The sequence below is a fragment of the Streptomyces sp. SA15 genome (genome assembly GCF_002291145.1).
Lineage (GTDB): Bacteria > Actinomycetota > Actinomycetes > Streptomycetales > Streptomycetaceae > Streptomyces.
The window spans coordinates 85,573-112,102 of the sequence record NZ_NTGE01000142.1; the positions used below are offsets into that span (position 1 = coordinate 85,573).

The 26,530-nt window shown below is 69.5% G+C and carries 23 protein-coding genes, 1 tRNA gene and 1 riboswitch; of the genes, 8 read left to right on the top strand and 16 right to left on the bottom strand.

All coding sequences use genetic code 11. The features are described from left to right. Both CLM62_RS33000 and CLM62_RS33005 read left to right on the top strand, forming a co-directional pair. Positions 1 to 933 carry an ABC transporter substrate-binding protein gene (locus CLM62_RS33000; RefSeq protein ID WP_095753557.1) on the top strand — a complete coding sequence of 311 codons (933 nt, stop codon included), beginning with the start codon at positions 1 to 3 and terminating at the stop codon, positions 931 to 933. Between the two features lie 91 nt (positions 934 to 1,024). Then, entirely contained in the window at positions 1,025 to 1,462 is a 438-nt protein-coding gene (locus CLM62_RS33005; RefSeq protein WP_179382325.1) for a hypothetical protein, read from the top strand. 384 nt (positions 1,463 to 1,846) lie between these two features. On the opposite strand, the gene CLM62_RS33010 is transcribed toward CLM62_RS33005, so the two are convergent. Beyond that, entirely contained in the window at positions 1,847 to 3,235 is a 1,389-nt protein-coding gene (locus CLM62_RS33010; protein WP_095753559.1) for a cystathionine beta-synthase, read from the bottom strand. A 160-nt stretch (positions 3,236 to 3,395) separates the two neighbouring features. Here CLM62_RS33010 and CLM62_RS33015 point away from each other — a divergent pair, with 160 nt between their 5' ends. From CLM62_RS33015 to CLM62_RS33025, 3 genes are all read left to right on the top strand, one after another. Further along, positions 3,396 to 4,421 carry an SGNH/GDSL hydrolase family protein gene (locus CLM62_RS33015; RefSeq protein ID WP_095753560.1) on the top strand — a complete coding sequence of 342 codons (1,026 nt, stop codon included), beginning with the start codon at positions 3,396 to 3,398 and terminating at the stop codon, positions 4,419 to 4,421. Between the two features lie 202 nt (positions 4,422 to 4,623). Next, on the top strand, positions 4,624 to 5,844 hold the full coding sequence (locus CLM62_RS33020) for an acetyl-CoA C-acetyltransferase (RefSeq protein ID WP_095753561.1): 1,221 nt from the start codon (positions 4,624 to 4,626) through the stop codon (positions 5,842 to 5,844). A gap of 274 nt (positions 5,845 to 6,118) precedes the next feature. Next, a complete protein-coding gene (locus CLM62_RS33025; protein ID WP_095753562.1) occupies positions 6,119 to 6,901 on the top strand; it encodes a hypothetical protein in 783 nt (260 codons plus the stop codon). A gap of 20 nt (positions 6,902 to 6,921) precedes the next feature. Here CLM62_RS33025 and CLM62_RS33030 read toward each other — a convergent pair whose 3' ends face one another. Then, complete coding sequence (locus tag CLM62_RS33030) at positions 6,922 to 7,233, bottom strand: hypothetical protein (protein ID WP_179382326.1); 312 nt, start codon at positions 7,231 to 7,233, stop codon at positions 6,922 to 6,924. A gap of 104 nt (positions 7,234 to 7,337) precedes the next feature. Here CLM62_RS33030 and CLM62_RS33035 point away from each other — a divergent pair, with 104 nt between their 5' ends. After that, positions 7,338 to 7,568 (top strand): DUF4287 domain-containing protein, encoded by a 231-nt coding sequence (locus CLM62_RS33035; RefSeq protein WP_095753563.1) that lies wholly within the window; start codon positions 7,338 to 7,340, stop codon positions 7,566 to 7,568. 84 nt (positions 7,569 to 7,652) lie between these two features. On the opposite strand, the gene CLM62_RS33040 is transcribed toward CLM62_RS33035, so the two are convergent. The 3 genes from CLM62_RS33040 to CLM62_RS33050 form a co-directional block, all read right to left on the bottom strand. Continuing rightward, positions 7,653 to 8,549 carry a Bax inhibitor-1/YccA family protein gene (locus CLM62_RS33040; RefSeq protein ID WP_095753564.1) on the bottom strand — a complete coding sequence of 299 codons (897 nt, stop codon included), beginning with the start codon at positions 8,547 to 8,549 and terminating at the stop codon, positions 7,653 to 7,655. A gap of 190 nt (positions 8,550 to 8,739) precedes the next feature. After that, on the bottom strand, positions 8,740 to 9,915 hold the full coding sequence (locus CLM62_RS33045; RefSeq protein ID WP_095753565.1) for a 4-hydroxybenzoate 3-monooxygenase: 1,176 nt from the start codon (positions 9,913 to 9,915) through the stop codon (positions 8,740 to 8,742). Between the two features lie 210 nt (positions 9,916 to 10,125). Then, positions 10,126 to 10,209, bottom strand: a tRNA-Leu gene (locus CLM62_RS33050). 394 nt (positions 10,210 to 10,603) lie between these two features. On the opposite strand from CLM62_RS33050, the gene CLM62_RS33060 reads away from it, so the two are divergent. Beyond that, positions 10,604 to 11,374 (top strand): ABC transporter ATP-binding protein, encoded by a 771-nt coding sequence (locus tag CLM62_RS33060; protein WP_095753566.1) that lies wholly within the window; start codon positions 10,604 to 10,606, stop codon positions 11,372 to 11,374. 68 nt (positions 11,375 to 11,442) lie between these two features. Next, the gene (locus CLM62_RS33065; RefSeq protein WP_095753567.1) at positions 11,443 to 13,971 is read left to right on the top strand and encodes an ABC transporter permease; all 2,529 of its coding nucleotides are present in this window, start codon (positions 11,443 to 11,445) and stop codon (positions 13,969 to 13,971) included. Positions 13,972 to 14,027: 56 nt separating this feature from the next. Here the strand turns inward: CLM62_RS33065 and CLM62_RS33070 are convergent, their stop codons facing one another. From CLM62_RS33070 to CLM62_RS33120, 11 genes are all read right to left on the bottom strand, one after another. After that, on the bottom strand, positions 14,028 to 15,329 hold the full coding sequence (locus CLM62_RS33070; protein WP_095753568.1) for a class I SAM-dependent methyltransferase: 1,302 nt from the start codon (positions 15,327 to 15,329) through the stop codon (positions 14,028 to 14,030). A 253-nt stretch (positions 15,330 to 15,582) separates the two neighbouring features. Continuing rightward, positions 15,583 to 16,980 carry an NAD(P)/FAD-dependent oxidoreductase gene (locus CLM62_RS33075; protein ID WP_095753569.1) on the bottom strand — a complete coding sequence of 466 codons (1,398 nt, stop codon included), beginning with the start codon at positions 16,978 to 16,980 and terminating at the stop codon, positions 15,583 to 15,585. A gap of 409 nt (positions 16,981 to 17,389) precedes the next feature. Then, the gene (locus tag CLM62_RS33080; protein ID WP_095753570.1) at positions 17,390 to 18,331 is read right to left on the bottom strand and encodes a Ppx/GppA phosphatase family protein; all 942 of its coding nucleotides are present in this window, start codon (positions 18,329 to 18,331) and stop codon (positions 17,390 to 17,392) included. Next, complete coding sequence (locus tag CLM62_RS33085; RefSeq protein WP_095753571.1) at positions 18,328 to 18,876, bottom strand: DUF501 domain-containing protein; 549 nt, start codon at positions 18,874 to 18,876, stop codon at positions 18,328 to 18,330. Before CLM62_RS33085 ends, CLM62_RS33080 begins: the two co-directional genes overlap by 4 nt. A gap of 21 nt (positions 18,877 to 18,897) precedes the next feature. After that, on the bottom strand, positions 18,898 to 19,374 hold the full coding sequence (locus tag CLM62_RS33090; protein ID WP_095753572.1) for a septum formation initiator family protein: 477 nt from the start codon (positions 19,372 to 19,374) through the stop codon (positions 18,898 to 18,900). 120 nt (positions 19,375 to 19,494) lie between these two features. Next, positions 19,495 to 20,784 (bottom strand): phosphopyruvate hydratase, encoded by a 1,290-nt coding sequence (gene eno / locus CLM62_RS33095; protein ID WP_095753598.1) that lies wholly within the window; start codon positions 20,782 to 20,784, stop codon positions 19,495 to 19,497. 332 nt (positions 20,785 to 21,116) lie between these two features. Next, the gene (locus CLM62_RS33100) at positions 21,117 to 21,818 is read right to left on the bottom strand and encodes a transglycosylase family protein (RefSeq protein WP_095753573.1); all 702 of its coding nucleotides are present in this window, start codon (positions 21,816 to 21,818) and stop codon (positions 21,117 to 21,119) included. Between the two features lie 4 nt (positions 21,819 to 21,822). Next, a riboswitch (cyclic di-AMP (ydaO/yuaA leader) is annotated at positions 21,823 to 22,018 on the bottom strand. Positions 22,019 to 22,213: 195 nt separating this feature from the next. Further along, positions 22,214 to 23,218: a transglycosylase family protein gene (locus CLM62_RS33105; RefSeq protein WP_095753574.1), complete on the bottom strand. Its 1,005-nt coding sequence runs from the start codon at positions 23,216 to 23,218 to the stop codon at positions 22,214 to 22,216. 150 nt (positions 23,219 to 23,368) lie between these two features. Further along, positions 23,369 to 24,673 (bottom strand): cytochrome P450, encoded by a 1,305-nt coding sequence (locus CLM62_RS33110; RefSeq protein WP_095753575.1) that lies wholly within the window; start codon positions 24,671 to 24,673, stop codon positions 23,369 to 23,371. Continuing rightward, positions 24,670 to 25,665, bottom strand: a complete 996-nt coding sequence (locus CLM62_RS33115; RefSeq protein WP_095753576.1) for a nucleoside triphosphate pyrophosphohydrolase — start codon at positions 25,663 to 25,665, stop codon at positions 24,670 to 24,672. The genes CLM62_RS33110 and CLM62_RS33115 overlap by 4 nt, the downstream gene beginning before the upstream one ends. A 180-nt stretch (positions 25,666 to 25,845) precedes the next feature. Then, on the bottom strand, positions 25,846 to 26,490 hold the full coding sequence (locus tag CLM62_RS33120; protein WP_095753577.1) for a SurA N-terminal domain-containing protein: 645 nt from the start codon (positions 26,488 to 26,490) through the stop codon (positions 25,846 to 25,848). Between the last annotated feature and the right edge of the window lie 40 nt (positions 26,491 to 26,530).

Genomic DNA, 26,530 nt, shown 5'->3' on the forward strand with positions numbered 1-26,530 from the left:
ATGAATCGACGCACCCTCCTCGGCGGCCTCTTCGCAGTCGCCTCCGTCCCTGCCCTCTCCGCCTGCTCCAGCGGCATCACCTCCCTCGACAGACAGGGCACCACCACCTCCGGCGGCGGCTCCAGCAAGGGCGGCATCACCATCGGCACCGCCAACTTCACCGAGAACCAGGTGCTGGGGTACCTGTATGCCGCTGTATTGCAGGCGGCCGGCGTGAAAACCACCGTCCGCCCCAACCTCGGCACCCGCGAGATCCTCATCCCCGCCCTCAAGGGCGGCGACATCGACCTCCTGCCCGAGTACCAGGGCGCCCTCCTCCACTACGTCGCCCCGAAAGCCACGGCGACGGAGGAGGGGGAGATGCAGAACGCCCTCACCATCGCCCTCCCGTCCGGCCTCCAGGTCCTGCCGTACGGCATGGCCGAGGACTCGGACGCCTTCGTGGTCACGCGGGAGACGGCCGAGAAGTACGGCCTGGCCTCCCTCGCCGACCTGAAGAAGCAGAACGGCAACCTGGTCATCGGCGCCGCGCCCGAGGTGAAGACGCGCCAGGTGGGCGTGGTGGGCCTCAAGGACGTGTACGGCGTCGAGTTCAAGGAGTTCAAGTCGCTGGACTCCTCCGGACCGCTGGTCAAGGGCGCCCTGAAGAAGGGCGACGTGGACGTGGCGAACCTCTTCACCACCGACACCGACATCCAGGCCAACGACTGGGTCGTGCTGACGGACCCCAAGAACCTGATCCCCGGCCAGCACGTCGTCCCCCTCATCGCCGACCGCAAGGCTGACCCCACGGTCCGCAAGGCCCTCGCCGGCCTCGGCAACGTCCTGACGACGGAGGACCTCACCGAGCTCAACCGCCAGGTCGACAAGGACAAGAAGGACCCGGAGGACGTGGCGAACGCGTACGCCAAGAAGCACGGACTGGTGAAGTGAGCGCCACCTCGGGCGCCGCGGGGGATCCCCAGCCGGAACAGGGGGGCTAACCCCAGTGCGACGGGCGTTCCGGCTCCCTACCGTGGCTCATATGACCGGATTGGAAGCGCGGGACACCGAGCTGAAGAAGGAACTGAACGCCACCCTGCGGGCTCGCAGGGAACTGGGCGAGGAGTACGAGTCCGCGCTGGTCGACTCGTTCCTGGAGAAGGTCGACCAGCGCATCGACGGCGCCGTCGAGCGCCAACTGCGCCGACAGCTCGCCGAGCAGCAGATGGTGGTGGCCCGGGGCTCCCGCTCACCGCAGCCCACCGATTCCTGGGGGGAGCGCTTCGGCTTCGGCATCGTCTCACTTGTCCTGGCGGTCCCACTGTCCGCGATCGGCGGCGGCGTCGCCGACCTGCCCGGCCTGCTCGTCGCCTGGGCCGGCATCGTCGGCGTCAATGTCGTCCAGGCCACCCGCACCAACCCTGGCCTCTTCGGCCGCCGTCGCCGCAAATCCTCTAAGGACAGCGACTGGGAGGAATGACGGCCGGCGAACACTCCGTCAGGAGTGAGGCGAAGTGAGGAAAGGGTCCCCGAAATAATATTCGCGGGGACCGCCGCACCCCCGTTACCGGGGGGCGGGACGACGGCGGTCCCCGCGAAGGACGCGGGCCGGGTCAGGGCCGGGCTTGCGCGTCCGTGGCGTCCATGGAGGTCCGGGAGCCGCTCCGGAGGTCCTTGGCGCCGTTCTGCGTCGGCCGGGGCGGGGAGCCGCTCCCGCCCTGCCGACACCCACTAATGTGCCGGACCCGTGTTAAGCGGGTGCTGCGCGGACGTGACGCCCTCGTACCACTTCAGCGAAGTCGACCACTCCGGTGAGCAACCGCAAGTTCGCCGTGTACACGGGCAGTTCACCGGACGTTTGCCGCTACTTCGCACCCTTGGCCAGGAAGGCCAGCAGGTCCTGCCGGCTGACGACTCCGGTCGGCTTGCCCTCGACGAGGACGATCGCCGCGTCCGCCGCGCCCAGCACGGACATCAGGTCCCCGACCGGCTCGCCGGAGCCGACCTGCGGCAGCGGAGCCGACATGTGCTTCTCCAGCGGGTCGTCGAGCGAGGCCCGCTGTGTGAACAGCGCGGCGAGGAGCTCGCGTTCGACGACGGATCCGACGACCTCGGCGGCCATCACGTCCGGGTGGCCGGCGCCGGGCTTGACGATCGGCATCTGCGAGACCCCGTACTCGCGCAGCACCTCGATGGCCTGGCCGACCGTCTCGTCCGGGTGCATGTGGACGAGGGAGGGGATGGCGTCGCCCTCCTTGTAGGAGAGGACGTCGCCGACGCGGGCGCTCGGTCCCGCGTCCTCGAGGAAGCCGTAGTCGGCCATCCACTCGTCGTTGAAGATCTTGCTGAGGTAGCCACGACCACTGTCCGGGAGGAGCACCACCACGACATCGTCGGGGCCCAGCCGCTCGGCGACCCGTAGCGCGGCCACGACGGCCATGCCGCAGGAGCCGCCGACGAGGAGCCCCTCCTCCTTGGCCAGCCGGCGGGTCATCTGGAAGGAGTCCTTGTCGGACACGGCGACGATCTCGTCCGCGACCGTACGGTCGTAGGCCGTCGGCCAGAAGTCCTCACCGACGCCCTCGACGAGGTACGGCCGCCCGGAGCCGCCCGAGTATACGGAGCCCTCGGGGTCGGCGCCGATGACCTGCACCTTGCCGTCGCTGACGTCCTTCAGATACCGCCCGGTCCCGGAGATGGTCCCCCCGGTCCCCACGCCCGTCACGAAGTGGGTGATCTTCCCCTCCGTCTGCTCCCACAGCTCGGGGCCGGTCGAGTGGTAGTGGGAGAGCGGGTTGTGGGGGTTGGAGTACTGGTCGGGCTTCCAGGCGCCGGGGGTCTCGCGGACGAGCCGGTCGGAGACGTTGTAGTAGGAGTCCGGGTGCTCGGGGTCGACGGCGGTCGGACACACGACCACTTCCGCCCCGTAGGCCCGCAGCACATTGATCTTGTCCGTGCTCACCTTGTCGGGGCATACGAAGATGCACTTGTACCCCTTCTGCTGGGCCACGATGGCGAGCCCGACCCCGGTGTTTCCGCTGGTCGGCTCGACGATGGTCCCGCCGGGCTTGAGCTCTCCGCTCTGCTCGGCCGCCTCGATCATGCGCAGGGCGATGCGGTCCTTCACGGAACCGCCCGGGTTGAAGTACTCGACCTTGGCCAGGACGGTCGCCCGGATGCCCTTGGTCACGCTGTTGAGCCTCACCAGCGGGGTGTTGCCGACGAGGCTGATCATCGAGTCGTGAAATTGCACCGTTGTCTCCGGATGCTGCAAAAGATGTGGTCGTAGTGGTTCCGCCAGCCTATGGCCTGTACGCGGCGCATGACGGTCGTTCACTCGCTGCTGGGATTGGGCCACGGTCCGTACGGGGCAAGGAGTGGATGTACGGGCTAGGCGGAGGTGGCGGCGACGGATGACGAGCATGTCGAGGGCGAGGGTGGCCCGGCGGATCGCGGCCGGCGCGGCGTACGGCGGCGGCGGGATCGGGCTGGTGGGCGCGGCGGCCGTGGGTCTGCTGCTGGCCGAGGTGCAGCTGGCCAAGCGCCATGTGGGCAACGGCACGGTGGCGCACGTCCCCCAGGCGGACGGCCGGTACGGCCATGGCTACACCACCTCCGGCGAACCACCTCTGCGGCTGACGATGCTGGGCGACTCCACGGCGGCCGGCCAGGGCGTCCACCGGGCCGGGCAGACGCCGGGCGCGTTGCTGGCGTCGGGGCTGGCGGCGGTGGCGGAGCGCCCGGTGGAACTCCGTAATGTCGCCTCCCCCGGGGCCCGCTCGGACGACCTGGACCGCCAGGTGGCCCTGACCCTGGCGGACCCGACACGGGTGCCCGACATCTGCGTGATCATGATCGGCGCGAACGACGTGACGAACCGGATGCCGCCGACGCGCTCGGTACGTCATCTGTCCGCGGCGGTACGACGGCTGCGCACGGCCGGTGCGGAGGTGGTGGTCGGCACCTGCCCCGACCTGGGCACGATCGAGCCGGTGCAGCAGCCGCTGCGGTGGATCGCCCGCCGGGCCTCGCGGCAACTGGCGGCCGCCCAGACGATCGGGGCCGTCGAGCAGGGCGGCCGTACGGTGTCGCTGGGCGACCTGTTGGGCCCGGAGTTCGCGGCGAACCCGCGTGAGCTCTTCGGCCCGGACAACTACCACCCCTCGGCGGAGGGGTACGCGACGGCGGCGATGGCGGTCCTGCCGACGGTCTGCGCGGCGCTGGGCCTGTGGCCGGCGGAGGAGGAGCGCCCCGACGCCTCCCGCCGCGAGGGCTTCCTTCCAGTGGCCCGAGCGGCGGCGGAGGCCGCGTCCGAGGCCGGTACGGAGGTCGCGGCGGCGGTGCCGACGGGGCCGAAGGGGCCGTGGGCGCTCCTCAAACGGCGCCGTCGTCGGCGGGTGCCCGAGCCGGACGCGACACCGGCGACTCCGTCGACCTGACCGACCCGCACCCCAAGGAGAGCACGACAAAGCAAGCGCTTAGAAAACTGCGGTCAGGGTCACACACCGACAAGCGTGACCTGGACCATACGTACGGGTAACTTCCCAGACGACGACGCCTATCCCCCGTACTCCCACCCGCCGCCCGACCACCGCCCCTCAACGAGGCGCTACGCGCCGCCCCTTCTTGTCTGGAGCCGTGATGCCCGAAGCCGTGATCGTCTCGACCGCCCGCTCCCCCATCGGCCGTGCCTTCAAGGGCTCCCTCAAGGACCTCCGCCCGGACGACCTGACCGCCACGATCATCCAGGCCGCCCTCGCGAAGATCCCCGAGCTGGACCCGAGGGACATCGACGACCTGATGCTCGGCTGCGGCCTGCCCGGCGGGGAGCAGGGGAACAACCTCGGCCGTATCGTCGCCGTACAGATGGGCATGGACCACCTGCCCGGCTGCACCATCACCCGGTACTGCTCCTCCTCCCTCCAGACCTCCCGCATGGCCCTGCACGCCATCAAGGCCGGCGAGGGCGACGTCTTCATCTCGGCCGGCGTCGAGATGGTCTCCCGCTTCACCAAGGGCAACTCCGACAGCCTCCCGGACACGCACAATCCCCTCTTCGCCAAGGCCGAGGCCCGCACCGCCGAGGTCGCCCAGCAGGAGGGCACCACCTGGCACGACCCGCGCGAGGACGGCCTCGTCCCCGACCCGTACATCGCGATGGGCCAGACCGCCGAGAACCTCGCCCGCGCCAAGGGCATCACCCGCCAGGACATGGACGAGTTCGGCGTCCGCTCGCAGAACCTCGCCGAGGAAGCGATCAAGAACGGCTTCTGGGAGCGCGAGATCACCCCGGTCACGACCCCCGACGGCACGGTGGTCGGCAAGGACGACGGCCCGCGCCCCGGCGTCACCATGGAGGGCGTCGCGGGCCTCAAGCCCGTCTTCCGCCCCGACGGCCTCGTCACCGCCGGCAACTGCTGCCCGCTGAACGACGGCGCCGCCGCGGTCGTCATCATGAGCGACACGAAGGCGCGCGAGCTCGGCCTCACCCCGCTCGCCCGCATCGTCTCCACCGGCGTCTCCGCCCTCTCCCCCGAAATCATGGGCCTCGGCCCGGTCGAGGCGTCCCAGCAGGCCCTGGGCCGCGCGGGCCTCACCATCGACGACATCGACCTGGTCGAGATCAACGAAGCCTTCGCCGCCCAGGTGATCCCCTCCTACCGCGAGCTCGGCATCGACCTCGACAAGCTGAACGTCAACGGCGGCGCCATCGCCGTAGGACACCCCTTCGGCATGACCGGCGCGCGCATCACCGGCACGCTCATCAACTCCCTCCAGTTCCACGACAAGCAGTTCGGCCTGGAGACGATGTGCGTCGGCGGCGGCCAGGGCATGGCGATGGTCATCGAGCGCCTCAGCTGACCCCTTGACGTAGTCAACGCTCCACCCAGCGTGACCCTCGGCCCAGAACCCGGGAAACTCCAAGGTTCTGGGCCGATTTGTGATCCAATCTCCCCCAGGATGTGACCTATCTCCCTTGGAAAGGGGATCCATGCAGGTCAGGGCCACCTCGGCGGTAAACCTCGGGCCCAAAGTCCTGTCCGTTTCGTGACGTTACGCACTGACAGCGGGTCGGTTCACCCTTCAAGCTGATGTAGGAAGTCGGGGGGTCGACTTTGAACCGGGAGTTACGTCAGTGAGCGCCATGCCGATCGCCTTGTTGGTCACCACGGCCGCAACGGGCGCCGTGGGCGTCGCCGTCCTGCGCACCCTCATGGTGCTGCGCCGACAGATCGCCGCCCTGCAAGCCGAGCTCGCCGAGAACAACGCCACGGCCGCGCGGGGCCGCGTGCCGGCCGCCCGCCGCCCCGCCGACGTCGATGAGATACGTGCCGCCGTGGCCGAGGCGCTCGCCGAGGAACGTGAGCGCGAGCTCGCGGAGGCGCGGGCGTTCTGGGCCGCCCAGGAGTCCCGTGACGCCACCGACGCGCCCTCCCTGCTGGGCCTGCCCGACAGCGAACTGTTCCTGCCCCGGCAGGCCGATTTCGTGGGCCTGGAGCCGGTCGCCGAGCCCGGCGCGGACGCCGACGAGTTCGCCGGCGACTCCCCGGAACTGGCCGCGGCCCGCCGACGCCACCCCTCCCACCCCGACTTCGTCCCGGTCGCGTCACCGGTCGTGAACGACCACGAACGCACGGTCGCCACGCTGGAGGAACTGGCCGCATCCCGTATCGAACTGGCCGACGTCCGCCCCGGCCCGCTCGGCACCCTCGACGTCTACGTCTTCGCCGACGGCACAACCCTGTGCATGACCCCGGGCCACCGCGAAACGGCAGAACGCCTGGCAGCGGCCCTACGCACGGGCGAGACCCCGATACTGCTGGGCGGCTCGGGCATCTCGGGCGCGTACACCCTGACGTTCGCGTGCGGCGAGGAGAACGTCTACATCTTGGCGGACAGGGTCATAGCGTCGCTCTGAGCGCAACGGGCAGACGAACCTCAGACCCCCGCCCTCTTCTGCGCCTGAGCAACCAAGGCCACCGCATCCTCGACCTCGGCGTCAGTCGAAATCACGGTCACCAAGTCGTGCACAGCCACCGTGATCTGATCCGCGGCAGCGAACATCCCCGCATCCGGCATCACCCTGGGCTCCACCCCAGGCGCCTCCAGAAGCTGGGCCCGACGCGCCAACTCCCTGGCCAGCTCCAGCGCTTCCGCCGCAGCCCCTCTCTGCAACCGACTCTGCGGCGCCGCCCGAAGGCGATCGGCGAAGTGATCCACAGCCCGGGTCAGAACCGTCGTATCCACCACACCGCGAGCCTACGCTTCGCACCGAGACTGTTGCCAACAGGCGAACGCTCAGGCACGGTGACCTGAAGGACCGGCTTACATCCCCTTTGCGTCCGGAGGCGCCGATGTCCCACGTCCTCTCCGAGGAGACCCATCGCAACATGCTCGCCCGCATCCCCCACTGCACCGGTCGTGAAGTCTCCGACTGGCTCCGCACCGTCGAAGAAGGCCCGGCTCTCTTCCGCTTCGAGGAAAAGGTCAGCTGGCTCCGCCACGAATACGACCTCGCTTACGGCCACGCGAAGGCCATCGTCCACGAGTACGACCTGAGGAGGGCCGCGCGCAAGTTCCTCTAGCGCGCACTGTCTCGACGACGAAGGGCCCCGGGCAGGAAGCCCGGGGCCCTTTCACACGGTTCGTGCCGGCGCACGCGCCCCGCGTCAGTCGTTGCTATTGAGGATCGCGATGATCCGGAGGAACTCCATGTAGATCCACACCAGCGTCAGCGTCAGGCCGAAGGCCGCCAGCCACGCCTCCTCGCGGGGAGCACCGTAGGCGATGCCGTCCTCGACCTGCTTGAAGTCCAGGGCGAGGAAGCACGCGCCGAGCAGGATGCCGACGACGCCGAAGATGACGCCGAGCGGGCCGCTGCGGAAGCCGAGGCCGTCACCGCCGCCGAAGACCGCGAACAGCAGGTTCACCATCATCAGCAGGATGAAGCCGAGCGCGGCCGCCATCACGAAGCCGACGAACCGGCGGTTGACGCGGATCCAGCCCGCCTTGTACGCCACCAGCACACCGGCGAAGACCGCCATGGTGCCGATCACGGCCTGCATGGCCGCACCGTCGGCGATTCGGTTGTCGACGATGTTGGACAGGACGCCGAGGAAGACGCCCTCGAACGCGGCGTACGACACGATCAGCGCGGGCGAGGCCTTGCGCTTGAAGGACTGGACGAAGGCCAGGACCATGCCGATCAGCGCGGCACCGATGCCGATGCCGTACGACCGGCTGATGTTCGCGTCGTCGATCGGCAGCAGCGCCCAGGCGAGCGCGGCCGTGACGACCAGGACGCCGAGGGTGGTGCCGGTGCGCAGGACGACGTCGTCCATCGTCATGCGGCCGGTGGTGACCGGGGCCTGCGGCGGTGCGCCGTGCTGAAGGTCCTGCTGCGCGTACGGGTTCTGCGCGTACGGGTTGCCCGCCTGCGGCTGCGCATACGGGTTGCCCTGCGTGCCTACAGCTGCGCCCCCGGCCTGCGGCGCGGTGTTGAAGCCCGCGTAGCCGTTGTCGCGGCTGAACCCCCGTCGCGAGAAGACCGGGTTGCTGCTCCTCATTTCACTCCTCCATGGCCACCCTGCGTGGCCTTGGCTCAAGAGTAATAGGTAGGCAAAGGATTGACCCTAGTGCTTGGGGAGGATCTTTCCCTCGTCGTGCTGCGCAACACGCTACGCGGACCTTTGATTCCCGGCAGAGCTGGGGCCCCTTCATGACCAAGCTGCGACACGCCCGTCACCTGATCGCCTGTCACTCGAACGGGAACCCCGTGTACGCCTCGGCCAGGTCGGTCTCGGCGGCCCGGGTGGAGGCGATCCGCTCCAGGCGGGCCAGCTGGAGGCGGTCCTCGAAGGGGGTGGCGTCGGGGGCGCGGTGCAGGAGCGTCGTCATGTCGTAGGAGAACCGCTCGGCCTGCCACACGCGGCGCAGGCAGGTCTCCGAGTAGGCGTCGAGCAGCTCCGCAGAGCCCGACTCCTTCTCGTACGTCAGTGCCCTCGCGAAGGTGACGACGTCCCCGACGGCGAGGTTGAGGCCCTTCGCGCCCGTGGGCGGCACGATGTGCGCCGCGTCCCCGGCCAGGAACAGGCGGCCGTACCGCATGGGCTCGTGGACGTAGGAACGCATCGGCGTGACGGACTTCTGCGTGATCGGGCCGCGCTCCAGCCGCCAGCCGTCGGCGGTCTCGAAGCGGCGCTCCAGCTCCCCCCAGATGGCCTCGTCGCTCCAGGTCTCGGCGTCGGTGTCGGCCGGCACCTGGAGGTAGAGGCGGGAGACGGACGGGGAGCGCATGGACAGCAGGGCGAAGCCGCGGTCGTGGCGGGCGTAGACGAGCTCGTCGTGCGAGGGCGGTACGTCGGCGAGGATGCCGAGCCAGCCGAAGGGGTACGTACGTTCGAACACCTGGGTGAGCTCGGACGGGACGGCCTGGCGGGCGACGCCCCAGAAGCCGTCGCAGCCGACGACGTAGTCGCACTCCAGGACGTCCTCGCGGTCTCCGTGCCGGAAGCGGACGCGGGGGTGGTCGGTGTCGGCGTCCTCGACGGCGAGGGCCTCCGCCTCGAACAACAGCGGGCCGCCCTCCTTGAGCTGGAGGGCGATGAGGTCCTTGCAGACCTCGGTCTGGGCGTAGACCATCACCGACCGGCCGTCGGCGAGGGCGGGGAAGTCGACACGGTGGCGCTTCCTGGCGAACCGGAGTTCGATGCCGTCGTGGCGCAGCCCCTCGCGGTCCATGCGCTCCCCGGCGCCGGCCGCGCGCAGCACGTCCACGGTGCCCTGCTCCAGGATTCCGGCCCGCTGCCGATGCTCGACGTAGGCGCGGTCGCGGCTCTCCAGGACGACGGAGTCGATGCCCGCGTTGTGGAGCAGCCGGGCGAGGAGCAGGCCTGCGGGCCCGGCTCCGATGATGCCGACGGTGGTGCGCATCGACCAGCCTCTCTGTTCGCGCCCCGGAGGCGCTCTGTTCGGGTGGGGACTTCGTTCGCCTGGCGTTCGCATGGTGAAATTTACTTCACCAACTTCCTGACGTGAGTCTCCGACCGCATCCGCCCGCTGTCAACGGGTCGTGCGGTGAACTCTTCAATGAAGGGTGCAGGGAACGAGAGCCGCGAAGGCGGCCGGGAAAAGGGTCGAAAGTGCCCGGAGCCGGACTTGAACCGGCACGCCCGCGAAGGGGCAGCGAGGTTTAAGCTCGCCGTGTCTGCATTCCACCATCCGGGCAGGCCATGGGCGCCGCTTCGAGGTTCCGAGACTATCGGGACGCGTCCCCCGAACAGCGGGCAGGCGGAGCGATGTTGTCTTATTTTATTGATGTCTGAGGGTGCATCAGCACACGGAACAGGCCATCCGCACTTGCCAATAGCCTTACGTGCGACGCTCGGCCGTGTATGCGGAATGACGGAATTTCACCGCCCGAACGAGGGGGCTCCACCTGTTCTCCGCCCGGCCACCCCTCAGGGGTGCCCCTCATCCCCAGGTATGACACCGCGGCGAGTGGTCCGCCGTGAGTCGCCCTTCGGAACCGGAACAGCGGCTGACTACACGGCCGTCCGCGGCCAGGACGATGGATGACGTCCCTCGACAACCCCCCACGTCCTACAGGAGTGCTCTTCTCGTGACCACCGCATCCATCGCCGGCCGGACCACCACCGTGGCGGCGCGTGCCACGGATCTGTCGAAGATCTACGGACAGGGCGAGACCCAGGTGGTCGCCCTCGACCGGGTCTCCATCGACTTCCAGCAGGCCGAGTTCACCGCGATCATGGGCCCCTCCGGGTCCGGCAAGTCCACGCTGATGCACTGCGTGGCCGGCCTGGACACCTTCTCCTCCGGCTCCGTGCGCATCGGCGACACCGAGCTCGGGTCCCTGAAGGACAAGCAGCTGACCAAGCTGCGCCGGGACAAGATCGGCTTCATCTTCCAGGCGTTCAACCTGCTGCCGACCCTGACCGCCCTGGAGAACATCACGCTCCCGATGGACATCGCGGGCCGTAAGCCGGACAAGCAGTGGCTGGATTCGGTCATCCGGATGGTGGGCCTGGCCGACCGGCTCGGCCACCGGCCCTCCCAGCTCTCCGGCGGCCAGCAGCAGCGCGTCGCCGTGGCCCGCGCCCTGGCCTCCCGGCCCGACATCATCTTCGGCGACGAGCCGACCGGAAACCTCGACTCGCGCTCGGGCGCCGAGGTCCTCGGCTTCCTGCGCAACTCGGTGCGGGAGTTGGGACAGACCGTGGTGATGGTGACCCACGACCCGGTGGCGGCGGCGTACGCGGACCGGGTGGTGTTCCTGGCGGACGGGCGGCTCGTCGACGAGGTGTACGGGCCGACCGCCGACGCGGTCCTCGATCGCATGAAGCAGTTCGACGCCAAGGGCCGCACCAGCTGACCCCCGATCAGGACCGCCAAAACCGCCAGGACCGCCAGGACTGACGAGAAGAACTGAGAAGAACACCCATGTTCCGTACCGCCTTGCGCAACGTACTCGCGCACAAGGCCCGGCTCCTGATGACCGTGCTCGCCGTGATGCTCGGCGTGGCCTTCGTGTCGGGGACCCTGGTCTTCACCAACACCATCTCCGAGGCCTACCAGAAGAGTTCGGCCAAGGGCTTCGACCAGGTCGACGTGGCCGTCGAGCCCGAGACCCAGGCCAACAGGGGCGACACCCTCGGCAAGACCGCCGAGCTGACGCAGGCGGTGCTCGACGAGAGCGCCAAGGTGCCCGGCGCCGCGTCCGCCATCGGCGTGGTCAACGGCTTCACCGCGATCGCCGACAAGGACGGCAAGCTGATCGGCGGCGGCTTCCAGTCGCAGGGCGGGAACTACTGGGGCACGAAGGACGCCCGGTATCCGCTGGTCAGCGGGCACGCACCGAAGGGCGCGGACGAGGTCCTCATCGACTCCGAGACCGCTGAGCGCACCGGGTACAAGGTCGGCGACACCGTTCGGCTCTCGGTGGACGGCCCGGTCCTCGACCCGAAGATCGTCGGCATCTTCACCACCGACGACGGCAATGTCGCGGCCGGCGGCAGCCTCGCCCTCTTCGACACGGCGACCGCGCAGCAGCTGTTCGGCAAGACGGGCACGTACGACGAGATCGCCGTCAAGGCGAAGGCCGGTGTCACGCAGGCCGCGCTGAAGGCCGAACTGGACAAGGCGCTGCCGAAGGACGTCGCGGAGACCACGACCGGCAAGCAACTCGCCGACCACCAGGCCGAGATGATCGCCTCGCAGATGTCCGGGCTGAAGCAGGGCCTGCTGGTCTTCGCGGGCATCGCGCTCTTCGTCGGTACGTTCATCATCGCCAACACCTTCACGATGCTGGTCGCGCAGCGCACCAAGGAACTGGCGCTGCTGCGGGCCGTGGGGGCCTCGCGCCGGCAGGTCACCCGGTCCGTCCTCGTCGAGGCGTTCGTGGTCGGCACGGTCGCCGCGGTGACCGGCCTCGCCGCCGGTGTCGGCATCGGTGCGGGACTGCGGGCGCTGATGGGCACGTTCGACGCGGCCGTCCCGGACGGACCGCTGATCATCGCGCCGAGCACGGTCGTCACGGCCCTCGCCGTCGGCATCCTCATCACCATGCTGGCGGCCTGGCTGCCGGGCCGCCGGGCCGCGAAGATCCCGCCGGTGGCGGCGATGAGCAGCGTGCACGCGCAGGCGACGACCAAGTCGCTGGTGCTGCGCAACACGCTGGGCGCGCTGTTCTCGGGAGCGGGCATCGCGGTCGTCCTCGCGGCGACGACGATGTCCGGCTCGGACGGCCAAGCCCCCATGGGCCTCGGCGCGGTCCTCCTCATCATCGGCGTCTTCATCCTCACGCCGCTCCTGTCCCGCCCGCTGATCGCGGCCGCGGCACCGGTGCTGCGCGTGTTCGGTGTCTCGGGCAAGCTGGCCCGCCAGAACTCGGTGCGCAATCCCCGTCGTACGGCCGCCACCGCCTCCGCGCTGATGATCGGCCTCACCCTGATCACCGGCATGACGGTGATGGCGGGCAGCCTGCAGAAGTCGATCGACAAGATGGCGGCGTCCGCGATCAAGGCGGACTACGTGGTGTCCATGGCGAACTTCAACGAGTTGTCGCCGGACGTCGAGAAGAAGCTGAAGCAGCTCGACGACGTCACCGCCACCAGCCCGCTGCGCAACGCCCCCTCGCGCATCGACGGCCAGACCGAGTACCTCACCGGCGTCACGGGCAGCACCATCGGCGAGCTGACCGAACTGAAGGTCGACGAGGGCTCCTTCAAGGTGGGTGGCGCGCAGGTGGTCGTGGACGCCGACACCGCCAAGCTGCACGACTGGAAGGCGGGTTCCAGCTTCACCGTCAACTACGAGGACGGCGAGAAGCAGAAGCTGACGGTCGCCGGGGTCTACGAGGGCAACGACATGATCCAGGGGATCCTCCTGGACAACGCCGCCCTCTCCCCGCACCAGACGGACCCGGCCGACATGCGGGTCATGGTCAAGACGTCCGACGGGGCGTCGAGCGCGACGAAGGACCGGATCGAGAAGGCCCTCGGCTCCAACCCGGCCATCAAGGTCCAGGACAAGAAGGACCTGTCCAACGAGATCGCGCAGATGTTCACCTTGATGCTGAACATGGTCTACGGCCTGCTGGCGATGGCGGTGCTCGTCGCGGTCCTCGGCGTCATCAACACCCTGGCCATGTCCGTCTTCGAGCGCTCCCAGGAGATCGGCATGCTGCGCGCGATCGGCCTGGACCGCAAGGGCATCAAGCGGATGGTCCGCCTGGAGTCCCTGGTCATCTCGCTCTTCGGCGGGGTGCTGGGCATCGGCCTCGGCGTGTTCTTCGGCTGGGCGGCCGGTGAGCTGCTCGGCACGCGCATGGCGACGTACGAACTGGTCCTGCCGTGGGCCCGGATGGCCGTGTTCCTGCTGCTGGCCGCGACGGTGGGCGTCCTGGCGGCGCTCTGGCCGGCCCGGCGGGCGGCGCGGCTGAACATGCTGGCGGCGATCAAGTCCGAGTAGGGGTACGACGACAAGGGGCCCGTCGCCGGACGGCGACGGGCCCCTTCCGCCTGTGTTCAGTTCCAGGTACGGGAGCGCAGGGGCATCCCCGAGTCGCCGGACTCCGGGGTCTTGATGGCGAGGACCTGGTTGACACCGATGCGGTTGCGCTCGAAGGCGAGGGCGGAGGCAGCCATGTACAGCCGCCAGACGCGGGCCCGCCCCGGGCTGGTCAGCTGCACGGCCCGGGTCCAGTCGGCCTCCAGGTTGGCGACCCAGCGGCGCAGGGTGAGGGCGTAGTGCTCGCGGATCGACTCCACGTCACGGACCTCGAAACCGGCGCGTTCGAGTTGGGTGACGGTGGTGCCGACGGGGGCGAGTTCGCCGTCGGGGAAGACGTAGGAGTCGATGAACTGATCGACCTGATAGGCCGATTCGTTTCTCTCCGGCCGGCGGGCGATCTGGTGGTTGAGCAGCCGCCCACCGGGCTTGAGGAGGTGGCGGAGGTCGGTGGCGTACTCCAGGTACCGGTCGGCGCCGACGTGTTCGGCCATGCCGATGGAGGAGATCGCGTCGTACGGCCCGTCGGCGACGTCCCGGTAGTCCTGTACGCGGATCTCGACCCGGTCGGTCAGTCCCTCGTCGGCGACGCGCTTACGGGCGTACGCGGCCTGCTCGTGGGAGAGGGTGATGCCGACGACACTCACGCCGTGCTCGCGGGCGGCGTGGATGGCCATGGAGCCCCAGCCGCAGCCGACGTCCAGCAGGCGCCGGCCGGGGGTCAGGTCCAGCTTGCGGGAGATGAGTTCCAGCTTGTCCCGCTGGGCGGTCTCGAGGGTGCCGCCTTCGGATTCCGGGGCCGGCCAGTAGGCGCAGGAGTAAACCATGCTCGGGCCCAGGACGATCTCGTAGAAGTCGTTGCCGACGTCGTAGTGGTGGCTGATGGCGCGCTTGTCGCTGCGCTTGGTGTGCAGGTGGCGGCGGGGTCTGCGGACCTCCTCCCGGGGCGGGGCGGGCGGGATCGGGGGCCCGGCGAGTGCGAACAGTCCGCGGACGGCGGCGCGTACGTCGGGGTCGCGCAGGGCCTGGGTGAGGGTCCTGGCGTCCTCTCCGCGTTCCCAGACGAGGCCCGCCATCTGCTCGAGGGCGGCGTAGAGGTCGCCTTCGATGTCCAGGTCTCCCGCGACCCAGGCACGGGCCAGGCCCAGCTCGCCGGGCTTCCACAGGAGGCGGCGTACGGCCCTGCGGTTGCGTACGACGAGGGTCGGTGCGCCCGGCGGCCCCGCCTGCGAACCGTCCCAGGCGCGGATGCGCACCGGGAGTGGGGCTCCCAGCAACTGTTCGACGAGGCTCTTCAGCCGCGAGGCGGCGTGTGGCATGGCGTACACCTCCGTGACGGGGGATCCCGGAATGTCCAACACCACGTAAACACCAGCGGGGCTGAGCCGCAGTCCCCCGTTCGCGTTACGGCTGTGCAAAATGCGTGCGCGGGGCATGGGGTTTGGCGCGCGTTTCACCGTGCGGCCGCCCTCAGCGACGGTCACACCGACACACACCGACACCGTCAAACGCCGAAAGGCCCCCCGCACCACGGATGGCGGGGAGCCCTTCGGTCAGTTCAACCGCGCCGCGTCAGGACGCCTTGGCCTGCTCGGCCTTCGGCTTCTCCTCGGCCTTGCTCGCGGCAGCGACCGGCGCCGGCTTGGCCGCCTCGTAGAACTCCTCGCGCGGAGTCTCCAGGGCGCCGAGGGCCACGACCTCGCGCTTGAGGAACATGCCGAGCGTCCAGTCGGCGAAGACGCGGATCTTGCGGTTCCAGGTCGGCATGGCCAGACCGTGGTAGCCACGGTGCATGTACCAGGCCAGGCGACCCTTCAGCTTGATCTTCATCTTGCCCATGACGATCATCGCGACGCCCTTGTGGAGGCCGAGCCCGGCCACCGCGCCCTTGTTGGCGTGCGAGTAGTCCTTCTGCGGGAAGCCCCGCATACCGGAGATCACGTTGTCACCGAGGACCCGCGCCTGCCGCAGCGCGTGCTGCGCGTTCGGCGGGCACCAGGCGTTCTCGTTGCCCGCCTTGCGGCCGATGAGGTCCGGAACCTGGGCGTTGTCGCCCGCGGCCCAGATGTAGTCCGTGCCCTTGACCTGGAGCGTGGGCTCGCAGTCGACGTGGCCGCGGGGGCCGAGCGGGAGGCCGTAACGGGACAGGGCCGGGTTCGGCTTGACGCCCGCCGTCCAGACGATGGTGCTGGAGTCGACCTCGAGGCCGTTCTTCAGCACGACGTGGCCGTCGACGCAGGAGTCCATGGAGGTGGAGAGGTAGACCTCGACCCCGCGGGCCTCCAGGTGCTCCTTGCCGTACTGGCCGAGCTTGGGGCCGACCTCGGGCAGGATCTTGTCGGCGGCGTCGACGAGGATGAACCGCATGTCCTCGCGGGAGACGTTGTTGTAGTACTTCGCCGCGTCGCGAGCCATGTCCTCGACCTCGCCGATGGTCTCCGCACCCGCGAAGCCACCGCCGACGAAGACGAAGGTGAGCGCCTTGCGGCGGATCTCCTCGTCGTTCGTGGAGTCGGCCTTGTCCAGCTGCTCGAGGACGTGGTTGCGCAGGCCGATGGCCTCCTCGATGCCCTTCATGCCGATGCCCTGCTCGGCGAGGCCGGGGATCGGGAAGGTGCGGGAGACCGCGCCGAGCGCGATGACCAGGTAGTCGAAGGGCAGCTCGTACGCCTCGCCGACCAGCGGGGCGATCGTGGCGACCTTGCGGTCCTGGTCGATGGTGGTGACCCGGCCGGTGAGGACCTCCGCCTTCGGGAGCACGCGTCGCAGCGGGACGACGACGTGTCGGGGGGAGATGTTGCCGGCGGCGGTTTCGGGAAGGAAGGGCTGGTAGGTCATGTACGACCGGGGGTCGACGACCGTGACGGTCGCCTCGCCGTAGCGCATCTTCTTCATGATGCGCCGAGCTGCGTACAGGCCTACGTACCCACCGCCTACTACGAGGATCCTGGGACGCTCCGTGGTGCTCATGCCATCGAGTATCCACCCGCTCCAGGGGGGTAGCTCGTGCGCCCCTTCACAAGCTCGGGCAGGGTGTGTGCTATTCTCCGCGGCTCGCCTGATCCAGGTCATGGCGGCGACCGGAACCCACCGTACAGTGCGGGCCGTTGTCAATGCCGCGTGAGCTGCCTCTCTTTCGGACCGGCCCACCCGTGAGCCACCCTCGCCGGGCCCTCGCGGGCACCTCCCGGAGCACCCTTCCCCACCCCTTCTGAACACGTTCAATGGCGTATCGGACCCCCAGACGGGTCAACCGAGCGCCTCCCGTGCTCCTACCGGGCCGATTTCCTTGTGAAGAACTTCACGAACTTTTCCGACGACGCGTTTCCGAGGGGCCCGCGAGGCCCCCTCGGACGCGCTCATACGTCGTCCAGCCTGCTCAGGAGACCGACCACGCGATCCCGTCGAGGATGTCGTGCTCGCTCACCACGACCTCCTCCGCACCGATCCGCTCCATGATCGAGAGGAGGACGAGGGCGCCCGCGGCGATCACGTCGACGCGGCCCGGGTGCATGGAGGGGATGGCGGCGCGCTCGGCGTGGGTGGAGCGCAGGAGCCGGTCGGTGATCTCGCGGACCTCGTCGTACGGGATCCGGGAGTGGTGGATGGCCGTCGAGTCGTACTCGGGCAGGTTCTGCGCGATCGCCGCGACCGTCGTGACCGAGCCCGCCAGGCCCACCAGCGTGTGCGCCTCGCGCAGCGGGACCGTCCGCTCGGCGAGGTCGAGGGCCGCCTCGATGTCCGCCCGCATCGCCGCGATCTGCGCCTCGGACGGCGGGTCGCTGACGAGCCCGTCCCGGACGAGATGCCGCTCGGTCATCCGGACGCAGCCGACGTCGACCGAGCGCGCCGCGCGCACGTGGTCGTCGCCGACGACGAACTCCGTCGAACCTCCGCCGATGTCCACGACCAGGAACGGCCGGTGCAGGTCCTCCCGCCCCGTCAGCTCCTTCGTGGCACCGGTGAAGGAGAACTCCGCCTCCTGGTCACCGGTGATGACCTCCGGCTCGACACCCAGGATGTCCAGCACACCTCGTACGAACTCGTCCCGGTTCTCGGCGTCCCGGGATGCGGAGGTCGCTACGAAACGCAGGCGCTCCGCGCCGTGCTCCTTGATGATCGCCGCGTACTCGTGGCAGGCGGCGAAGGTGCGCTCCAGCGCCTCGGGGGCCAGACGTCCGGTGCGGTCGACGCCCTGGCCGAGACGGACGATCGTCATACGGCGGTCCAGGTCGACCAGTTCACCGGTCACTGGGTCGGCGTCGGCGACGAGGAGACGGATGGAGTTCGTACCGCAGTCGATGGCGGCGACTCGGGTCACTGGGCCTCCCCCTCCTGTACGGACGTTTCCTGGACCGGCGTCACGCACGTCCCCTTGAGCCACCACTCCGGCAGCATCCCCAGCGCCTCGTCGCCCAGGGGGTTGACCCCGGGGCCGGCCGCCAGGGAGTGGGCGACCAGGACGTGCAGGCACTTCACCCGGTCCGGCATGCCGCCCGCGCTCGGAAAGCCCTTGAGCTCCTCGATCTCGTCGCGGCGCCGGATGTAGTCCTCGTGCGCGGCACGGTAGGCGGCGGCGAGCACGGGGTCGCTCTCCAGCCGGGCCGTCATCTCCTTCATCACGCCGTTCGCCTCCAGCGTGCCGATCGCCGAGGAGGCCTTCGGGCACGTCAGGTAGTACAGCGTCGGGAAGGGCGTGCCGTCGGGCAGGCGCGGGGCCGTCTCGACGACGTCGGGCTGCCCGCAGGGGCAACGGTGCGCGATGGCGCGCAGGCCGCGCGGCGGACGCCCGAGCTGCTGCTTGAAGGCCTCGACGTCCGCGTCGGTGGGCTCGGTGCGCGGGGTGGGCGGCGGGGGCGTATGCATGCCTGTCTTTCTGTCATCCGTTCACTGGGCGGCGGCGTCGGACTTGTCGACCGCGTCCCAGACGTTCGAGTACCAGGGGCGGTCGGCCGCCCCGAGGTCGGCGCGCGACTGCTTGGCCGCGTCCGGGTCGATGACGATGTACCCCGTCTCCCCCGGCATCACGTAGTGCAGCCGCTGCCGAATCTGCTGCTCGGCGTACGCGTCGTCCTGCCAGCGTGCCTTGAGGTCCCGCAGCCGTTCGACCCGCTCGGCGGCCTCTTCCTTCTCCCGCTGCAGATCGGAGATCTCGGCGCGCTGGGAGACGTACTGCCTTATGGGATAGGCCATGGCCACGATCAGCGTGCACAGCACCAGGGCGAGCAGCGCCGCCCGGCCGGTGAGCCGGGAGCGGCGGGCCTGCCGTTTGGTCTGGGAGCGGTAGACGCGGGCCGCGGTCTGCTCGCCGAGCAGCCGGATCCTGGTCGCGGTGGAGAAACGGTCGCGGTCCTTCACGGCCATGTCCCGCCTCCGTTCACCCTCATACGTGCGTACGTCCCCGGACACGGTACGGGACCGAGTACGGGGACGTACGTACGACTGGCTAAGGCTTAACCCGGTAAGGGTCAGCCCTTGCTGTGCTTAATGGTTCGCAGAGCGAAACCGCGGGAAGGCGGAGCGGCCCGCGTACACCGCCGCGTCGTCGAGGATCTCCTCGATGCGCAGCAGCTGGTTGTACTTGGCGACGCGCTCGGAGCGGGCCGGGGCGCCGGTCTTGATCTGGCCGCAGTTGGTGGCGACGGCGAGGTCGGCGATGGTGACGTCCTCGGTCTCGCCGGAGCGGTGGGACATCATGCACTTGAAGCCGTTGCGCTGGGCCATCTCGACGGCGTCCAGGGTCTCGGTCAGCGAGCCGATCTGGTTGACCTTGACCAGCAGGGCGTTGGCGGCGCCATCCTCGATGCCGCGGGCCAGGCGCTCGGGGTTGGTGACGAACAGGTCGTCGCCGACGAGCTGGACCTTGTCGCCCAGCTTGTCGGTGATGGTCTTCCAGCCCTCCCAGTCGTCCTCGAACAGCGGGTCCTCGATGGAGACGAGCGGGTAGGCCTCGACGAGTTCGGCGTAGTACTCGGTCATCTCGGCGGCCGTGCGCGTCTTGCCCTCGAAGAGGTAGGAGCCGTCCTTGTAGAACTCGGACGCGGCGACGTCGAGCGCGAGGGCGATCTGCTCGCCGGGGGTGTAGCCGGCCTCCTTGATCGCCTCGAGGATGAGGTCGAGGGCCTCTCGGTTGGAGCCGAGGTTCGGGGCGAAGCCGCCCTCGTCGCCGAGGCCGGTGGCCAGGCCCTTGCTCTTCAGGACCTTCTTGAGGGTGTGGTAGACCTCGGTGCCCCAGCGCAGGGCCTCGGAGAAGGTCTCCGCGCCGATCGGGGCGATCATGAACTCCTGGATGTCCACGTTGGAGTCGGCGTGCGAGCCGCCGTTCAGGATGTTCATCATCGGAACGGGCAGCAGGTGCGCGTTCGGGCCGCCCAGGTAGCGGAAGAGCGGCAGGTCGCTGGCCTCGGAGGCGGCGTGGGCGACGGCGAGTGAGACGCCGAGGATGGCGTTGGCGCCGAGGGAGCCCTTGTTGTCGGTGGCGTCCAGGTCGAACATCGCCTGGTCGATCAGGCGCTGCTCGGTGGCGTCGTAGCCGACCAGCTCCGGGCCGATCTGTTCGATGACGGCCAGGACGGCCTTCTCGACGCCCTTGCCCTGGTAGCGGTTCGGGTCGCCGTCGCGGAGCTCGATGGCCTCGAAGGCGCCCGTGGAGGCGCCGGACGGGACGGCGGCACGACCCGTGCTGCCGTCGTCGAGGCCGACCTCGACCTCGACCGTGGGATTGCCTCGGGAGTCCAGGATTTCCCGGGCTACGACGACGTCGATGGACGGCACGAGCATCTCCTTCTTCAATGTGACGCGGGTCAGCAGGACCGCGGTGGGTTCTGCGAGACGAGCCTAACCGGCTCCGGGGGATCGGCCAGCCGGTCGCCCACCCGTTGGGCAGAACCGAGAGTAAATTGTTTCCGAACGGAACAAAGAGTCCGTACAAAGGGCACGCCAAATAAGGACGCACAGGCAAGGCAGGCATGAAAAACCCCGCCCCGGTGCGTACGGGGGAGACGCACCGGGGCGGGGAGCCCGTGGGGACGGGGGGTGGCCCTCACGTGGCCTCACAATGGAGCTCACGTATATGAGGGCGCTGCGGTTCAGCTACCTGCCCGCTGTCACTTCAGGTGGAGCTGCTGACCCGGGAAGATGAGGTCGGCGTCCTCGACGATGTCCTTGTTCAGCTCGAACAGCTTCTCCCAGCCGCCCTTGACGTCGTGCGCCTCGGCGATGGAGCTGAGGGTGTCGCCCGTGACGACCTTGTACTCGCCGTCGCCCTTCTTGACCTTCTTGCCGGTCGGGGTGGTGACGGTCTTCTTGGCGGCCGGACGCTCGGCCTTCTCCGCGGCCGGGCGCTCGGCGGAACGCGAGGCCTGCTGCTCGGACGAACGGGTGCTGGTGCCGCTGTCGCTCGACGAGCTGTCGGAGGAGGAGCCGCCGCTGTAGCCGGCGCTCGACAGACCCTTGCCGCAGACCGGCCAGGCACCCTTGCCCTGGCCCGCGAGGACCTTCTCGGCGATCTCGATCTGCTGGGCCTTGGTGGCCTGGTCGGCGGTGGAGGCGTACTTGGTGCCGCCGTACCCGGCCCAGGTGGAGGCGGAGAACTGCAGACCGCCGTAGTAGCCGTTGCCGGTGTTGATGGACCAGTTGCCGCCGGACTCGCACTGGGCGACGGTGTCCCACTCGGAGGCGGTGGCGGCGGAGGCGTTGCCGGCCGCCATCAGCGGGGCGGCGACGGCCGCGCCGGTCACACCGGCGATGGCGATGGCGCGAGTGGCCTTGGACGGACGACGGTGCTTGCCCTTGCCGGAAAACAGCATGGATGGATCCCCTCACCGACGCCTGCGAGGTGAGCTGTCGGGTTCGGGCCGGTTGAGTTGCCCGGTCGTGTCGCGCACGGTGTGTGCGCGGCACGGCTTCACCCCAAGCCGGTGCCGGCCGCGAGCCCCCGAAGGGCCTCAACTGCCGGACCCGGCGCTTACCTTGGGTCCCCCGCTCCTGCCTACGGCGCTTGACGCGACGACTGTTCCCATGCGGCCGCTGGCAGGATTCGGCGTTGCGGCAGCCGGGGCTCGCGGTGGCGAGCGGTCCTGACCGTAGACACGCGATCCGCCGAATTTCAAAGACGATCAGGGCTTCTGAGACTCATCCCACACTTTCACCAAACCGGACATTCGGTGGCGAAGTGTGACGCGAACTCCCGCCAGTTTTCGCCCTATTCGGCACCGACGCCCAGGGTCTGACCGGGGACGATACGACTTGGGTCGACACCGATCACTTCTTTGTTCTCGTCGTAGAGCGCACGCCACCCGCCTTGGACGCCAAGGGAGTCGGCGATGGACGCGAGAGTGTCTCCGGGACGGACGGTGTACGAGTCGCCGCGGGCGGCGTGGCGGCCGGTGGAGTTGCCAGTGACGCCGGTGTCGGCGGTGCTCTCGTCGGCGGTGCCGCCGCGGTGGCGGCCGCCGCTGAGGGCTCCGGTGTCGACCAGACCCGAAAATCCGCCCTCTTGCCAGGAGTTGTCCGAGTCACCCTCATTCGTCGCACCCGTGGAGGGGCTGTCGGGTTCCTGCGAGGCAGCGGAGCCGGAGTCGGATTCAGGTGATGCGTCGGACTTGGCCGAGTCGTCCGTCGTCTTCGACGGACCCGACGGGGTGTCAGACGGGGTGGGTGACGCGGGCGGCGAAGGAGAGGAGGCGTCCGCGGACGAGTCTGCCGACGAATCCGAGCCGAACAATCCGGATGAGTCGGATGATCCGGAGGAACCGGTCGAGTTGGACAGTCCCGTCGAGCCCGACGTGCCCGCGTCGCCCGCAACACCCGTGTCGACGTCGGCCGAGCCGGAGTCCTTGTCGAGCCCGTTGAGCAGGCCGCAGGTGGACCAGTAGCCCACGCCCTTGTCCGCGAGGATCTTCTCGGCGACGGCTATCTGCTGGGAGCGGCTGGCCTGGTCGGCGCGCGCGGCATAGTCGAGGCCGCCGTACTGCTCCCAGTCCTCCTGGGCGATCTCGAGGCCGCCGTACTTCCCGTCGCCGTTGTTCTCGCTCCAAGAGCCGCCGGTCTTGCAGTCCGCGACCTGGTCCCACGTCGTGCCGCTGGCCGCGCTCGCGCCGGTGGCGGCGAGGAGCGGGATCGCGATGGCGGAGCCGGTCACCCCGGCCGCGACGAGGAGTGCCGGAGCCTGGCGGGGGCGACGGTGACGACCGTTCCCGGTGAGCATGCGGATACCTTTCGCGAGACAGCTGTGACCGGCGCGACGGGTGGGGCTCGGTGTCGCGCTGATCCGTGAACGTATAGGCAGCCGATCACTTGTCACAAGTTAATGCCGCACAGATCACGTGAAGATCACAGACTTGAGGGCGTGTCACCTTTACGCAGGTGAGAGGAGTCGACCACGGGGCGTGAAATCGACCGGCAACGTGCGCAGCCCGCGCATGATGAGGCCTCCTCTCCAGCGCAAATCGGCTGAATCCACCGCGAGTTGCAGGTCGGGGAGTCGAGCGAGCAGTGTGGCGAGAGCGGTCTGGCCCTCCAGACGGGCGAGGGGGGCGCCGAGGCAGTAATGGATGCCGTGGCCGTATCCGAGGTGCTGGTTGTCACGGCGGGAGAGGTCGAGGACGTCGGGGTCGGCGAACCGCTCCGGATCCCGGTCCGCGGCGGCCAGGACGACGAGGACGGGGTCGCCGGAGGCGATGTCCTGCCCGCCGATGGTGAGCGGCCGGGTGGCGAACCGCCAGGTGGCGAGCTCCACGGGGCCGTCGTAGCGCAGGAGTTCCTCGACGCCGGTCTCCAGGAGGGCACGTTCGCCGGCCGCCAGGGACGTCTGGAGGCGGGCACGCTGGTCGGGGTGGGTGAGAAGGGCGTAGGTGCCGTTGCCGATCAGATTCACGGTGGTCTCGAAACCGGCGAACAGGAGGATGAAGGCCATGGCGGCGGCCTCGTTCTCGGTCAGGTGCTCGCCGTGGTCGGAGGCGCGGATGAGGCCGGAGATGAGGTCCTCGCCGGGACCGGCGGTCTCCGGGAGGGCTTCGCGCTTGCGGTGGATGAGGTCGGCGAGATAGCCGCGCATCTTCTTCACCGACCGCGCCACGCCTCCGCGCGGGCCTCCGCCGTGCCGGATCATCATCCCCGCCCAGTCCCGGAAGTCGTCCTGGTCCTCGCGCGGGACGCCGAGCAGGTCGCAGATCGCGTAGATGGGGAGCGGGAAGGCGAACTCGTGGATGAGGTCGGCGCTCCCCTTCTCCACGAACTGATCGATGAGTTGGTCCGTCAACTCCTGCACGCGCGGCGCGAACTCGGCAACCCGACGGGGCGTGAAGGCCTTGCTGACGAGCCGTCTGAGCCGGGTGTGGTCCGGCGGGTCGATGTTGAGCAGATGGGTCATCAACTCGGCCTTACGCTCGCCGGGGATGCCGGTTTTGCCCTTGGCGTGCGCGGGCTCGTCATGATGCGCCGGGTTCTTGGAGAGCCGTGGGTCGGCCAGTGCCTGCTTGGCGTCGGCGTAACGGGTGACCAGCCAGGCCTCCACACCGCTGGGCAGCTTCGTCCGGTGGACGGGGGCGTGCTCGCGGAGCCAGGCGTATGCCGGGTACGGGTTGGTGGCGAATTCCCAGGTGAAGAGGTCAGGGGTGGGGGTGTCGGCAGGGGCCGGGGTGGGGCCGGGCTGGTCGCTCACTCCTCGAGCCCTTCAGCTGCCCGCACGGCGTCGCGGTAGGTCCGCGCGGCGCTGCGCAACGCCGCCTCCGGGTCCACCCCGGCCGCCTCCGCCCGGACCGCCAGAGCCAGCAACTCGTACCCGATGCCCTCCCCGGCCGGGAGCGGCACCTCCAGTCCCGCCGTCCGCACCCGCGACGCCAGCTTCGCCGCGAGCGCGAGGCCCGGCTGGCCGAGGGGGACGCCGTCCGTGACCGAGGTGCGCTGCTTCTCCATCGCCTTGGTGCGCAGCCAGTGCGCCTTGACCTCCTCGGGGGTGGTCGCGGTCTCGTCGCCGAAGACGTGCGGGTGGCGGTGGATCAGCTTGGTGACGATGCCGCCGGCCACGTCGTCGATGGAGAAGGGAGTGTCGGAGTCCTCCTCGGCGATGCGGGCGTGGAAGACGACCTGGAGGAGGACGTCGCCGAGTTCCTCGCGCAGTTCGTCGCGGTCGCCGTCCTCGATCGCCTCGACGAGTTCGTACGCCTCCTCGATGCCGTACTTCGCCAGGCCCTTGTGGGTCTGCTGGGAGGACCAGGGGCACTCGGCGCGGATACGGTCCATGACCTGGACGAGGTCGAGGAGACGGGCGCCCGGCAGGTCGTAGGAGGCGGGGAGCAGCTCCAGCTCCGGCATGTGGACGCGGCCGGAGCCCGCGAGGCGCGCCAGGCCGTCCGTGAGGGCCGGCTCGCCCTCGCCGGTCGCCACGACGACCACGGTCCTGCCGCCGGCGCACACGTCGACCAGCTCCTCGGCGGTCGGCGACGCCTCCTCGACGGTTATCCCCGCCTCGCGCAGATACGGCAGCTGCGGGTGCGCGCCGTCCGCGCAGAGCACGCGGTCGGCGGCGTGCAGTGCCTGCCAGGCGGGCCAGGACAGCAGGCCGGGCGCGACACGGTGGCTGGTGGTGAGCAGGACGATACGGCCGGGGGCGGCTTCGGGGCTGGTGGTGGCTCCGGGGCTGGTTGCGTTCACGATTCGAAGCTAACGCACGCCGCCGACGGCCCCGCGAGTTGTCCACAGGCGGGGTTGTCCACAGGCACGCTTGTCCACGGAGTCACGGGCCTGCACACGCATGGGCCCGCACGCGCATGGGCCCGCACGCGCATGGGCCCGCACGCGCATGTGCCTGCGGACGATGGCCCCGCCGTACCGCTACGTCGTCTGCTGCGTCCCCGTCGCCGTGATCTCCCGTACCCACGGTGTCTTCGCGTCGACGCGGCTGCTCTTCTGGACGTCCCAGCTGCCGTAGCGCGGGTTGAGGTCGACGTCGAGGTCCTTGGAAGCCTTGGCCAGGGTGTTCCAGAAGGCGGGATCAGAGGTGTCGGTGCCCAGCTTGGCGGCCAGCTTCTGGGCCTCCAGCTGGAGACGGAGGTTTTCGTCGAGACGCTCGGGGGCGATGCCGTACTCCTGCAGCCAGGCCGCCTCCAGCGCCTCGGCGCCGCCGGTCTGCTGCTCCAGGGCGGAGCGCATCTGCTGGAGTTCCTTGCGGCTGACGGTCACCCCCGCGTCCTGGGCGGCGCGGTGCAGCACCCGGTCGAGGACCATGTTGTGCAGGGTGTCGCGGGTGAGGGTGCCGGTCTTGGCGATGGCCTGTTCGTACTGTGCCTCGTCGGGGACCGCCGCGCGCTGTGCCTCGCGCACCTCGTTCACCCGGGTCTCCAATTGGGAGACGGTGATCCGCTGGCCTCCGACGACGGCCGCCGCACCCGGATGCGCATCGTTTCCGCAGGCGGTGAGGAGGGGGGCCGCGGCGATCGCGGCAGAGAGGAGGAGCGCGGTGCGACGGCGGCGGTGCAAGGGGACCTCCCGAGGAGATTGTGCGACAGTGCACAAGGTC

Bases quoted from the DNA above. Each gene is read 5' to 3' on its own strand.
- CLM62_RS33000 (WP_095753557.1), top strand. From the start codon at position 1: ATGAATCGACGCACCCTCCTCGGCGGCCTCTTCGCAGTCGCCTCCGTC.
- CLM62_RS33005 (WP_179382325.1), top strand. From the start codon at position 1,025: ATGACCGGATTGGAAGCGCGGGACACCGAGCTGAAGAAGGAACTGAAC.
- CLM62_RS33015 (WP_095753560.1), top strand. From the start codon at position 3,396: ATGACGAGCATGTCGAGGGCGAGGGTGGCCCGGCGGATCGCGGCCGGC.
- CLM62_RS33020 (WP_095753561.1), top strand. From the start codon at position 4,624: ATGCCCGAAGCCGTGATCGTCTCGACCGCCCGCTCCCCCATCGGCCGT.
- CLM62_RS33035 (WP_095753563.1), top strand. From the start codon at position 7,338: ATGTCCCACGTCCTCTCCGAGGAGACCCATCGCAACATGCTCGCCCGC.
- CLM62_RS33040 (WP_095753564.1), bottom strand. From the start codon at position 8,549: ATGAGGAGCAGCAACCCGGTCTTCTCGCGACGGGGGTTCAGCCGCGAC.
- CLM62_RS33045 (WP_095753565.1), bottom strand. From the start codon at position 9,915: ATGCGCACCACCGTCGGCATCATCGGAGCCGGGCCCGCAGGCCTGCTC.
- CLM62_RS33065 (WP_095753567.1), top strand. From the start codon at position 11,443: ATGTTCCGTACCGCCTTGCGCAACGTACTCGCGCACAAGGCCCGGCTC.
- CLM62_RS33070 (WP_095753568.1), bottom strand. From the start codon at position 15,329: ATGCCACACGCCGCCTCGCGGCTGAAGAGCCTCGTCGAACAGTTGCTG.
- CLM62_RS33075 (WP_095753569.1), bottom strand. From the start codon at position 16,980: ATGAGCACCACGGAGCGTCCCAGGATCCTCGTAGTAGGCGGTGGGTAC.
- CLM62_RS33085 (WP_095753571.1), bottom strand. From the start codon at position 18,876: ATGCATACGCCCCCGCCGCCCACCCCGCGCACCGAGCCCACCGACGCG.
- CLM62_RS33090 (WP_095753572.1), bottom strand. From the start codon at position 19,374: ATGGCCGTGAAGGACCGCGACCGTTTCTCCACCGCGACCAGGATCCGG.
- CLM62_RS33100 (WP_095753573.1), bottom strand. From the start codon at position 21,818: ATGCTGTTTTCCGGCAAGGGCAAGCACCGTCGTCCGTCCAAGGCCACT.
- CLM62_RS33105 (WP_095753574.1), bottom strand. From the start codon at position 23,218: ATGCTCACCGGGAACGGTCGTCACCGTCGCCCCCGCCAGGCTCCGGCA.